This is a genomic window from Ktedonosporobacter rubrisoli, assembly GCF_004208415.1.
Taxonomy (GTDB): domain Bacteria; phylum Chloroflexota; class Ktedonobacteria; order Ktedonobacterales; family Ktedonobacteraceae; genus Ktedonosporobacter; species Ktedonosporobacter rubrisoli.
Genome location: NZ_CP035758.1, coordinates 10411954 through 10423650, shown reverse-complemented (window position 1 = coordinate 10423650; position 11697 = coordinate 10411954). Strand labels below are relative to the sequence as shown.

Annotated in this window: 12 protein-coding genes; 2 read left to right on the top strand and 10 right to left on the bottom strand. The window is 50.8% G+C overall.

The genetic code is table 11. From position 1 onward, the window contains the following. Positions 1 to 70 precede the first annotated feature (70 nt). The 6 genes from EPA93_RS44555 to EPA93_RS44530 all read right to left on the bottom strand — a co-directional run bounded on the left by EPA93_RS44555 (position 71) and on the right by EPA93_RS44530 (position 6250). A complete protein-coding gene (locus tag EPA93_RS44555) occupies positions 71 to 994 on the bottom strand; it encodes a LysR family transcriptional regulator (RefSeq protein ID WP_129893736.1) in 924 nt (307 codons plus the stop codon). A gap of 166 nt (positions 995 to 1160) precedes the next feature. Beyond that, entirely contained in the window at positions 1161 to 2117 is a 957-nt protein-coding gene (locus EPA93_RS44550; RefSeq protein WP_129893735.1) for a zinc-dependent alcohol dehydrogenase, read from the bottom strand. 35 nt (positions 2118 to 2152) lie between these two features. Next, positions 2153 to 2542 carry a secondary thiamine-phosphate synthase enzyme YjbQ gene (locus EPA93_RS44545; protein ID WP_129893734.1) on the bottom strand — a complete coding sequence of 130 codons (390 nt, stop codon included), beginning with the start codon at positions 2540 to 2542 and terminating at the stop codon, positions 2153 to 2155. A gap of 304 nt (positions 2543 to 2846) precedes the next feature. Then, positions 2847 to 3725 (bottom strand): carbohydrate ABC transporter permease, encoded by an 879-nt coding sequence (locus tag EPA93_RS44540; RefSeq protein WP_129893733.1) that lies wholly within the window; start codon positions 3723 to 3725, stop codon positions 2847 to 2849. A gap of 55 nt (positions 3726 to 3780) precedes the next feature. Then, positions 3781 to 4749, bottom strand: a complete 969-nt coding sequence (locus tag EPA93_RS44535; protein ID WP_129893732.1) for a carbohydrate ABC transporter permease — start codon at positions 4747 to 4749, stop codon at positions 3781 to 3783. Positions 4750 to 4948: 199 nt separating this feature from the next. Then, a complete protein-coding gene (locus tag EPA93_RS44530) occupies positions 4949 to 6250 on the bottom strand; it encodes an ABC transporter substrate-binding protein (RefSeq protein ID WP_129893731.1) in 1302 nt (433 codons plus the stop codon). Between the two features lie 508 nt (positions 6251 to 6758). On the opposite strand from EPA93_RS44530, the gene EPA93_RS44525 reads away from it, so the two are divergent. Further along, complete coding sequence (locus tag EPA93_RS44525) at positions 6759 to 7952, top strand: ROK family protein (protein WP_165423807.1); 1194 nt, start codon at positions 6759 to 6761, stop codon at positions 7950 to 7952. 254 nt (positions 7953 to 8206) lie between these two features. Here EPA93_RS44525 and EPA93_RS44520 read toward each other — a convergent pair whose 3' ends face one another. Continuing rightward, positions 8207 to 8419, bottom strand: coding sequence for a helix-turn-helix domain-containing protein (locus EPA93_RS44520; RefSeq protein ID WP_129893729.1), 213 nt, complete (start codon positions 8417 to 8419; stop codon positions 8207 to 8209). Positions 8420 to 9031: 612 nt separating this feature from the next. On the opposite strand from EPA93_RS44520, the gene EPA93_RS44515 reads away from it, so the two are divergent. Further along, positions 9032 to 10336 carry an O-acetylhomoserine aminocarboxypropyltransferase/cysteine synthase family protein gene (locus tag EPA93_RS44515; RefSeq protein WP_129893728.1) on the top strand — a complete coding sequence of 435 codons (1305 nt, stop codon included), beginning with the start codon at positions 9032 to 9034 and terminating at the stop codon, positions 10334 to 10336. Positions 10337 to 10462: 126 nt separating this feature from the next. Here the strand turns inward: EPA93_RS44515 and crcB (EPA93_RS44510) are convergent, their stop codons facing one another. From crcB (EPA93_RS44510) to EPA93_RS44500, 3 genes are read right to left on the bottom strand one after another with little or no spacing between them, the layout of a single operon-like run. Next, on the bottom strand, positions 10463 to 10957 hold the full coding sequence (gene crcB, locus EPA93_RS44510) for a fluoride efflux transporter CrcB (protein WP_129893727.1): 495 nt from the start codon (positions 10955 to 10957) through the stop codon (positions 10463 to 10465). After that, complete coding sequence (gene crcB / locus EPA93_RS44505; protein ID WP_129893726.1) at positions 10957 to 11343, bottom strand: fluoride efflux transporter CrcB; 387 nt, start codon at positions 11341 to 11343, stop codon at positions 10957 to 10959. Before crcB (EPA93_RS44505) ends, crcB (EPA93_RS44510) begins: the two co-directional genes overlap by 1 nt. Further along, positions 11340 to 11693: a DUF190 domain-containing protein gene (locus EPA93_RS44500; RefSeq protein WP_129893725.1), complete on the bottom strand. Its 354-nt coding sequence runs from the start codon at positions 11691 to 11693 to the stop codon at positions 11340 to 11342. Before EPA93_RS44500 ends, crcB (EPA93_RS44505) begins: the two co-directional genes overlap by 4 nt. Positions 11694 to 11697 lie beyond the last annotated feature (4 nt).

The window sequence follows — 11697 nt, the reverse complement described above, 5'->3', positions numbered from 1 at the left end:
CTTACTACCGCCATTTCCCTATGCCAAAACAGCTGGCAGCTCTTTTCCTCTTTCTACAATCCTGCAGAGCTTATGGCCCTACCGCCTCATCTATAAGGGGGCTCTCCTCATGCTGCCTTAGACTGGTGCGCATGAGCTCCAGCATGGCATTCAGGGCTCGCCCTCGGGCGTACTGCCCAACCTTATAAACCAGACCAACCGGGACTTCCAGCTTGACGTCTTGCAGGGTACGCAGCGTAGTTCCCTCGGGAGGCGGATTCACAGAGGCAACTGGCATAATAGCAATTCCCAGGCCACGCTGCACAGCATTTTTAAGCACCTCTAAATTTCCGATCTCGATCCCCGAATAAGGATTAATACCATGTTGCAAAAAAGCTGTCTCAATCATCTGCCGATAGCCACAACCTCTTTCTTTGAGGATCAGCCGTTCATCAGCCAGATCCGAGATCTGGATATTGCCGGCATGAGCAAGCTGATGACTCGCAGGCAGCAATATGGCCATGGGTTCCATAAAGAGCTGCTCATACGTCAAGTCAAGGCTGGCTTCTGGCAGCATGCAAATCCCCACATCGATAGATCCGTCTGCTACCCTTTCGCTGACGCTCCGATTGCTTCCAACTTCAAGAGTCAGATGTAATTTCGGGCGCTCCAGACAAAACGGCACAATGAGATCGGGCAGGCGCAGGCTAGCAGTTGGCTCAATGGCCCCAATACGTATATGCCCTGCCTCACCGGCTACAATATCAGCCATAGTCTGCTGTAGGGCTTGAGCTTTCTGCACCAGCAAATCAGCCTGCTCATATAAAGCATGCCCGGCATCAGTAAGCTGAACCCTCTTGCCGCGTCGTGCAAATAAGGGCACACCTAGCTCGGCCTCTAACTGCTGAATATGTAAGGTAATTGTTGATTGAGCATATTGCAGCTTCTCAGCAGCGCGTAAAAAGCTTCCTTCTTTGATAATCGTCTGAAAGGTATAGAGATGGCGTAACTCCACAGATGATCACCTTCTTATCAGCAAAAATGAATACTAATCGCAATATTTTCAGCTTTGCTCATCATAGCATAAAAATTCGCGCAAAGAAATCCTGCTGTTTCGCCTTCTCTCAGGCAAAGCTTACTGCTATCAAGCAGGTGATCTGTCTCCCCTGGCTCCCCAAAGCTTATGACTTGTAGGAGATCAGTACTTTAATTGGATGGATAGCCTCGGTTGCCAATTGCTCAAAGGTTGTATGTAGTTGCTCGCGCTTGATCCGCAGTTCAAACACGCCTCGTAGGGCTGTCGAAAACCTTCCCGCCTCGGCAAAAAACCACTCAGCGTGAGCCTGATAATCCCAGCCATCGCTTGAGCCAACCAGTAACAATTCTTTGGCATGAAATTCCGGCAACAGTACCAGAGGCACACGATTGCCATCGGCAAGAATACAGATCCGCCCCTCCCGTATGACCTGCCTCTGTAGCAGCGCAAAAGCCTCATTACTGCTCGAACATTCCAGAGCTGCGCTATAGCTGGCAGAGGCAGATGAAATGTCTTGAGGCGACATCACTCTTCTCGCGCCTAAAGCCCGAGCAAGCTCATAGCGCTCTCGCCGAGGCTCAACCACATCTACGGCAGCTATACCATACGCATTAAGCACGAAGAGTGCAAACAAGCCTATGGCGCCCGCACCTGCCAGCAGCACGCTTTCATCGTTTTGTAGTGCCAGCTTACGCACACCCTTAGCGGCATCACAAGTCAAAATTGTCAGAAGAGCCAGCTCATCGGAAACGTGTTCCGGGACTTTGATAGCCTTTGCAGCAGGCACAAGCGCATATGTTCGGTGACCATAGAAAGCCACTACTCGATCACCCGGCCGTAAATCTTGCACAGCAGCGCCACAGGCCTGCACAATTCCGAGGCTCTCATAACCGGTCATGCGTGGATAGAAAGCTGGCCTGACGTCGCGAGAACATCCACAATAGATTGGCAGCTCGCTGCCGATGCTCATTGCTCCCGCCCGGGTCCGGATTAGAACCTCGTCAGGAGCAGGCTGAGGCAGTTTCTCAGCTATCCATTCTAGCTGCCTTGCTCCTACTAACAAAAGGCTCTCAGCAATCACATCTTCTCGCTGTGTAGCCATATAAGGCTCTCTCTATCAAATCTTTCCAGGCCAGCTTAAAATGTAGACATATGTAAGGTTCGCTGGCGAGGCCCGTCTAATTCAACGACAATAATACGCTGCCATGTTCCCAGCACAAGCTGTTTGCGCGCGTAAGGAACCACCAGCGAAGGACCGATAATCGAAGAGAGCAGATGATCGGGAGCATGGGCTGGATTATGCGGATGGCGGTAAGATAGCTGCGGAAGCAGATTGCGCAAAGCATCGAGCAAATCCTGATCCGTTCCAGGGTCCAGATCGGCAGTAGTCAAAGCGCAGGTCGTATGCGCAACAAAAATCGAGCAAAGGCCCTCAGCTTTCTCAGCTTCCTGCAAATAGTTTTCAATAGTATCAGTAATATCTATAATCTGATCCTTTTTGCGCGTTGTTACTGTAAACGTTCTCATGCTACTTAACCTTTCCGAAAAACATTCAGAAACTTTCTGATCTACGCTCCAGCTGGAAGGCAGGGAAAGCCTTGTCACCACCCGGAAGCGGCTGAGATCAGACCATCTTAGTGTACCTTCCCCATATCTATTCTTGCAACGAGCAAGCAAGACCTTCCGTCTCAAGACCTGTTCTACATAAGCAGCATCATCCAAAGGCACCGAGCAGCCATTCACCAAAACATAACGGGCCTTGCCCACACAAAGGGGTTACGACAAGGCCCACTCTATACGCATAGTTCACCCATATATGGCTATACGAAATTTACCCCTTGAGGCCACTCTGTTTATAACCTTCAACAATGTAGCGCTGCAGAATAAAGAAGAGGATCACCAGCGGCAAGATAGCCAGAGCCGCTCCAATAAAGAGCTCATGTAGATTAAGCACCTGGGCATTTAAGAAATTGGAGAGCACCACTTGCACCGTCCAGGCCGATTGATCCTGGCCAATAACCAGCGGCCAGAGGAAAGCATTCCAGCTCGCAATAAAGGTAATCACGCTTAGAGCCGCCGTAATGCCCAGAGAATTTGGTACCACAATCCGCCAGAAAACGCCCCAATAGCCAAGACCATCGACGCGTCCAGCCTCTTCCAGCTCATGCGGGAAGCCCAAGAAGAACTGACGGAACAAAAACGTGGTAAAGCCACTAAACATTCCAGGCACAACAAGCCCCTGCAACGTGCTCACCCAGCCCATATACGAGACCACCACGTACGTCGGCACAAAGATCACCACACTGGGAATCATTAAGGTCAGCAAGATAGCAAAAAACACCTGATTGGCCCAACGATAGGGGATACGCGCAAGCCCATAGCCGGCCAGGGCCGAAAAGAGGATCTGCCCCGCCGTCTGCAGCACAGCCACCAGCGCTGAATTGGCCATTCCATCCATAAACGGTACTTCAGGATCACTTAACAATTCTTGAATATTGCCAAAATGCAGCACGCTGGGAAAAAACGTCCAATTCGGCGAGGTGATTTCCCGTTCCGTCGCCAGGCCATTTCTCACAATCAGGTAGAATGGAAGCAAAAAGAGCAGCGCCAGGATGATCAGTGCCCCATAGCGCAGCACCAGGCTAACGATGGCACCCGCAGATAAGGGCTGGCGCTTTGTCTGAGTTGGGCCAGAGAATAGTGTTGCCATACGATCCTTCCCTTTGTAGTTTCATGCAATGAAAGACAGCTAGAGAAAGCAAGTGCTAATTCGCTCGCCCAAACCCCAGGAAGCGGCCTTGCAGCAAGGTAAAGATCACAATAATAATGGTTAATATGAGCGCGCCTGCACTCCCGTGGCCATAATCCTGGTTGTTGAGAGCAATATCATAGAGATAGACCAGAGGAGGACGCGCTAAAATGGCGTTGCCATGAGACATAATATTGAAGAACTCGTCGAAGGCCTGGAAGGCGGCAATAACATTCAGGAGCAACACAGCCAGGGAGGCATTGCGCAGCAAAGGGAAAGTAATATGACGGAACGTCTGCCAACCTCGTTTGGCCCCATCAACCAGCGCGGCTTCATAAAGCTCACGCGGCACTTCCTGCAAACCGGCAATAAAGATGATCATATAAATGCCGATCTGTAGCCAGAGACGCACAGTAACCAACACCAACCAGTACCAGGGAGGATTGGGCGTAGAGATCCAGACAATAAGATCAAGGCCAAGGGCGTGACGCAGGGCATTAGCCAGACCATAGGATGAGCCATTAAAGATGCTCATCTTCCAGACAATGGAAGCCAGCACATAGGAGCAGGCCGTGGGCAAAAAGAAGACTGAGCGGAAAAAGCCTTGCGCGAATTTGACGCTATTGACCAGCAAAGCTATCCCCAATGAGCAGGCAAAGGTCGTGGGCACAATAAAGAGCGCAAAAACCGTAAACGTGACCAACGCTTTGGTAAACTGCGGATCGTTGAGCATCTCTATATAATTTTGCAAGCCCACAAAAGCTGTCGGGGTAATCGTCGCGCGCGCAGTAGAGAAGCTGAGCACAATGCTCCAGAGGATGGGAATATAGAAAAAGACAATCAACCCGAGAATCAAGGGACCAACAAAACTCCAGAAGATCAGGGTTGCCTTGAAAGAACGCTGGCGAACTCTCTGTACGCTCTTTTGCTTATCTGCGCGCGAAGCCAGTATCTCTGCCGAAGCAGCAGTATCCAGGGACTTCATCGGTTCTTCCCTCCTTCAAAAATAAACGTTGGACACCTGCATCAGAAGCCCTGAGCAGATGTCCAAACGTCCAAGGGTTACCATGCAATACAGCTATGGCAAGGGTACAACAGCAACTGGCGAAAATCCAGATAGATATGCCTATAACCGATAGATCGGACCGCCCATAACTGCCCTCTTGCCTCTCACCAGTGCAAGCCTAGCTCAGCAGCTTCTGCAACTCGGCATTGCACTTGTCTGCAGCCTGATTCAGGGTCTTGAGGGGATCAGCATTGCTCTTTAAGATGCTACTCACCGCATCTGTGAGCGTCTGATCCATAGACGCATTCCAGAGCGGAGGCGTGGCATGACCATAATTATTGAGGATCTCTACGGCCTGGGCTGCCGGTCCACTCTTGAGCTTGTCGGTCTTGGCAGCGATACTCTTACGGGCAGGAACATGGAAGCCATAGCCCACATTCCAGTCAATCTGCACATCAGAATTATCGATCCAGAGCCACTTGACATATTGTTTGGCTGCCTCGACATTCTTACCCTTGGCCCAGACCATCTCGGCCCAGCCGCCATAGTTCGTTGCCGGCTGGCTCTTGGCATCAAGGGCAGGCCAGGCAACAATACCGAAATCATCACCGATGGCCTTCTGAATGCCCGGCATAGCCCACAGGCCACAGAACTGCATCGCGCACGTGCCCTGCGTAAAGGAGGAGGGGTCCCACCAGAAGGTTGGCGCGTCAGGCAGCACGGCCTTTGAAGCATTGAGCTCTTTGAGCTTCTCATAGGCTGCAGCAACACGATCTGTATTGAAGGTAATCTTGTTATCATCCGAGAGGAAATCGCCGCCAGCAGCCCAGCCAGCGATATAAGACAAAGCGTTGACGCCACCATCAGGGCCGATGTAAATGCCCTTCATATCCTTCGTCGTAAGTTTCTTTGCCGCGTTGATCAAATCATCAACCGTCTTGGGTGGCTGCAAGCCAGCCTTGTCAAAGAGGCTCTTGCGATAGTAAACAAAGGTCAGGTCATTGATCATCTTGATCGCATAGACTTTTCCATTGATCGTGAGAGGTCTGAGGGCTACAGGGTTGAAATCATCCTTAACATCAGCAATAATGTCGTCAAGAGGCTCGATCAGGCCAGCCTTCACCTGGTCAACTGTAGGGCCGGGAAGCTCGAAGACGTCAGGGGCATTGGAGCCGAGGAGGGCGGCACGTACCTTGTCGGGATATTCATTGCCAGTGCCAGGTACCCAGCTCACTTTTACATTCGCCTTGGTATATTGCTTGGCATAGCGCAACACTGCCTCGTGCGTTCCTTGCTCGCCATACTGATGATACCATTGATTGAGGGTGGGAAGACTGCTGTTGTTGCTGCTGCTACTGCTACTTCCGCCACCTGTTCCGGCACAGGCAGAAAGGAAAGAGCCGCCAAGAGCTGCAGTTCCAGCGTATTGAAGAAAACGCCGGCGCGAGAGGAAAGAAGGGAAACGAAGGTCCTGAGCCATGTTCTGTTCTCCTTGTCCTGTAGTACATCTCAGTACCATACTCTGTACGTTGAAAAGGAAATAAAGACCCGTCAGTTACGTAAAAGGGCATTACAGCCAATAATCACAAGATAACCATGTAATATAAGGGCGCAGACAAGCCGATTGAGTAGCACCGTTGCTCTCAGCGAGAGAAGTAACCAATGGCTCTCTTCCTTAAATAGGAGAAGAGCAGCCTGGAGGTAGGAAGTACGTACTCTCATTCAGGTGGCGGATTTTGTATATACCTCATTTTGATGAGGAGTTCACATCGCTCAATAAATAGGATTGCAATCTGGATAGACAATCTCAGCTCAAAACGCTGGTATCCTCTGGCAAAATATCCTACCTGATACGTGTATTTTTAGCTTCCTACTTGCCAAAACCAAGCATACCATCTATACTAACTTTTGTCAATGATTAAAGTTTCTCCGCGATGGACATAATTTTCTATGGGGATAAAGCTACTATGCACCAAAGATCGCAACCTATGGACCGTAAGATGATGCGGGAAATTAACCAGAATACGTTACTCAATCTCATTCGTACCCACGCTCCTGTAGCTCGTACACAGCTCAAGAAACTCTCAGGATTGAGTATGGGCACAATTGTAGGAATTACTACAGTGCTCATCGAACAACAATTGGTCGTGGAAACCGGGGTCGCCGAATCGACGGGGGGACGCAAAGCGGGACTCTTAGAGATTCATCCCGAAGGTGGTTATGTCATTGGCATAGATCTCTGGGAAAACAAGATAACGGCAGCGCTTTTGAATCTGCACGGCAACATTATTTATAAAGAGATCTGGTCGGCTCCGTTGCGCGATAATGCCTCGCACGCTGTCGAGAGTATCGCCTCTGGTGTTGAAGCCTTTATCTCCCATCTCCCCATCCCACGAGAAAAGATCCTTGGCTTAGGTTGCGGCCTTTCGGGTTCGGTCAATCCCCATACCGGCGTCAGCGTGGATAACTGGCAGCTCAACTGGCACAATCTTGAGCTAAGCTTCCCTTTAATGGGCAGCTTGAACATGCCTGTGTTTGTCGATAATGAGGTTAATTGCTTCGCCAGCTACGAGAAGCTCTACGGCAATGGGCAAAAATACCATAACTTTCTGCTTGTCTCGCTCGGCCGTGGTCTGGGCATGGCATCAGTGATACGCGACGAGCCATTTCGCGGCGGCCAGGGGCTTGGTGCCGAGTTTGGGCATATTCCTTTTGACGTCAATGGGAGGCTCTGCGAATGTGGTAACAGGGGATGCTTTGAGGCCTATATCGCCGACCATGGGATCTATAACACCTATCTGGAGCTCTGCAACGAACCGGCCTCTGTAAAAGCTGGCGAAGTCAACGCAGCCACGATTCACGAGGTCTACGAGCGTGCTCAGAGCGGTGACGCCAGGGCCTGTAAAACGTTTGAGGAAACGGGAGTTCGCCTGGGCATCGGGCTGGCAGTTCTGGTGAATCTCTTTAATCCCGAATGTATCATTATTAATGGTGGCGAGGGTCACTGGGTCAACTTGATCCAAGACTCGATGAAAACGGCGATGCAGGAACATCTTTTTTCACAAATGGGGAGCAACCTAGAGATGATCATTGAGCATAATCCGACCAGGCTCAATTGGGCGCGCGGCGCTGGCTGCCTGGTGCTACGCGATTTCTTCTCATCTCCGGCACAATTATCCTGACGCTATGGGCCAGTGCTAAATCGGCCCCACTCTGCTTTGCATAGGATCGACAATGCGCTCGTAGCAAGCATATTATGGCGCCCACACCACATATTTAGCAGTTCTTATGCGGATCAGCCCCTCTGGAGCAAGGGAGCGATATGTTATCGCCCTCCACATTTCTCGGAGCAATGTTGTCCACAAGCTCCCTTACCTGAGCAAATAGTTATTGAAAATCAGACTAAGCTCTTAAAAAATCTAGACATTAATACCGTTTACTGATCATCGCTATCATTCATAAGACGTGGGCGATTAAGTGTATCCAGATCAGACTTGCGATAGTAGATCCTCCTCGTAACTCCCCTCGTATATTTCTTTATTCCATACGCTGTTGCTCTCCTACGCAGCGTATCACGCGTAATACCGCCGAGAAAATTGCAAGCTTCTTCAACGGTATAGTATTCTTCATTTTCAATGATGATCGGCATATGCTTATAAGTGCCCCATTACATTCATCGCTACTACTTTTCCAATAAGATGCTACTCTTGAAAAGAGTCAAATGTTAATGCCGCTTACATTGTCAAGTGTAAATGTCTGGCTATATAAACGCGATAGGCCTCGAAGAACCTTATTCGCTGTGCTACGCTGTACTCTATTTCCACTTCTCATTCGCATAATTGACCGTTCATGCACATCTGATAAACGAGCCAGTTCGGATATACTGGCGGGCATATTCTCTAAGAGCTTTACGAACTCGTACACAACATCTTTATCTGCCACCTACAGCGACCTCCTTTTAGCCTGGCTCTATTAAAAGCTAGTAGTGCTCGCAGATTACTATATCATGCATTAAATCCCCATGCAATCCTATCGCTACGTATTACAAATCATTTACGCCTATTACTAGACATAATATATCTTGCATTCTATTCGGCCGTAACTGAGCACATGAAAATCTAGCTCATAACCGGTAGCGAGCCCATCTGTGTTTATAAGAGATTTGCCATGCGAGCCGGGTTCAGAGCACCTCAGGAAATGTGATAGGATGTTGTAGATAAGGCTGCCAGAGAATAGCTAACCTGGAGAGGAGCAAATATACATGCCAGAGATTGATAGCGATCATGTTTTTGGCTTTGACACGCTAGCAGTTCATGCAGGTCAGCGGCCCGATCCCGCCACCGGCGCTCAAGCGGTCCCAATTTACCAGACAACCTCGTATATATTTGACGATACAGACCATGCCGCACATCTGTTTGCCTTACAACGCTTCGGAAATATCTACACGCGCATTATGAACCCTACAACGGCCGCCTTCGAAGAAAGGGTTGCCTCCCTCGAAGGTGGGACTGGCGCGCTGGCCACGGCCTCAGGTATGGCGGCTCAGATGGCCACAATGATGACGCTTTTACGGCCGGGCGACGAGATCGTAGCTTCTAGCAGTCTCTACGGAGGTACACATACCCAGTTCGATCTCACCCTGCGCACCTGGGGCATTAATACGATATTCGTCGATAGCACCGATCCTGAGAATTACCGCCGGGCTATCACGCCGCGCACACGGGCGCTCTATGGAGAAACTATTGGCAACCCACGCGGGGATGTGCTCGATATCCATGCAGTAGCGAACATTGCGCACGAAGCCGGTGTACCACTCGTCATCGATAACACATTTGCCACGCCTTATCTCTGTCGTCCATTCGAGCATGGCGCCGATATCGTAGTGCATTCTGCCACCAAATTTATTGGCGGCCATGGCACCAGCATCGCCGGCGTCATCATTGAATCCGGCAAATTTCCCTGGGATAACGGCAAATTCGCGCATATCGTCGATCCCTCCCCTGGCTATCATGGCGTGCGCTTTTATGAAACATTCGGCGATTTTGCCTTCGTCATGAAGGCACGCTGCGAGACCGTACGCGATACAGGCAGCTGTATCAGCCCCTTTAATTCCTTTCTCCTGCTTCAGGGACTGGAAACGCTCTCGTTGCGGATGGAGCGGCACTGCCAGAACGCCTTACGCGTAGCCCAATTCTTACAAGAGCATCCCGCCGTGAGCTGGGTGCGCTACCCAGGGCTGGCCCAGGACCCCTCACACCAGCTGGCTCAACGTTATTTGCCGCATGGAGCTGGCGCTATCTTCACCTTCGGCGTTAAAGGTGGCTATGAGGCAGGCAAAGCGGTTATTAACAACGTGCGGCTCTTCGCCCACCTGGCCAATGTTGGCGATGCACGCAGCCTGATCATTCATCCGGCCAGCACAACCCATCAGCAGCTCTCGGAAGAGGATCAGCTCGCCGGCGGCGTTACACCCGACCTTATTCGTCTCTCGATAGGCATTGAGAACATCGAGGATATTCTCTGGGATCTCGATCATGCGCTCTCAGCAGCGACAAAGCTTGCCTGAAAGCGGGATAATCCAGAACCGGATGATGAGAGCAGTTTGTATAGGGCGCTTCGCACTGAGCTCTTTTCGCCTGCCGCTTGCTCTAGCTCAGTGCTTCAAGCGCACCTGTGCTCTCTGCAAACAAGGCTAAGATGGCGTGACATCCTGCTCGAAAGTGGTCTGGAAACTTTGTGCTTCAGCGCCTTTCGACTCCAAAGGGATCGAAGTCTGCGCAGGCGCGCGTCTGAGGTGGCGAATGCACCACTGCCCTAACCAATCGCCTAGCCATACCGCCAGTATCCCCCCGAGCAAGCTAGAGAAGAGATAGAGTAAAGCTAAAAACCATGCTCCCTGGGCAAAGAGTAACACATCTCCCAGAGCAAGGCTACTAAACGTTGTGTAAGCTCCCAGAAAGCCAACGTTAATAAAGAGTCGGCGCGTTGGCCCGATCAGAAAGGTAGCATCGGCCAGCACGGTAATGAGCGCAAGCACTAAGGCACCGGTAATGTTAATAAAGAAAATATCATAGGGCCAGGCTTTGCCCAGATATCCTTGAATGAGCATCCCTAACAGGTAACGTGTGATGGCGCCGCAGAAGCCCCCGCAGAGCACAGCCATCATTCTCCGCCAAACTGAAAGCACTAAAGTCCCCCTCCTAATACCAATCCTAACGAGGCTGCTAACAAACCCACGAGCAGGCTCCCTGCCAGATACAGTAAACTAAGCCAGGTACTCCCTCCGCGAGCCAGCTGCATACCTTCCCAGTTCATGGTGCTAAAGGTGGTATACCCTCCAAGAAAGCCTGTCGCAAGCACTAGCTGAGCTGAGGAACTGATTACCTTGTGGCCAGTAAGTGCGAATAGTAAGCCAATAAGAAAGGCACCTGTGATGTTAATAACAAATGTGCCTACAGGGAAGCGCGAACCTACCCGTTCGGCCAGAAAGCGACCCAGGCTATAACGCGCCAGCGCACCAAACGCGCCAGCCACACCCACGCCACCTACCAACAGTAAGGATATAAATGTCATGATTTCCTCCCCTGATACACCACCTCCACAGGCGAGAGCGTAATCATCCCTCGCTGCACCATTCTCTCCAATACCGGCAATAGGCGCTCGATACGCTGCGCGTTCTCAACAACATCGATGACAAGAGGAAGGTTATCCGACAAATCTGGTAGCCGCTCGGTTGAAAGATGATGGGCCGAACCAAATCCTTCGATTCCACGCATGACTGTTGCACCTGCAATCCCTTCATCCTGCAAAACATGCAGAAGAGCGAGCGAGAGAGGCTGACCTTGCCATTCTTCTGCCTCCCCCAGAAAGATGCGCAGGCGCTTCCAGGGTCCCTTCTCTAGCCCGGTTCGCTCATGAGCCATCAGT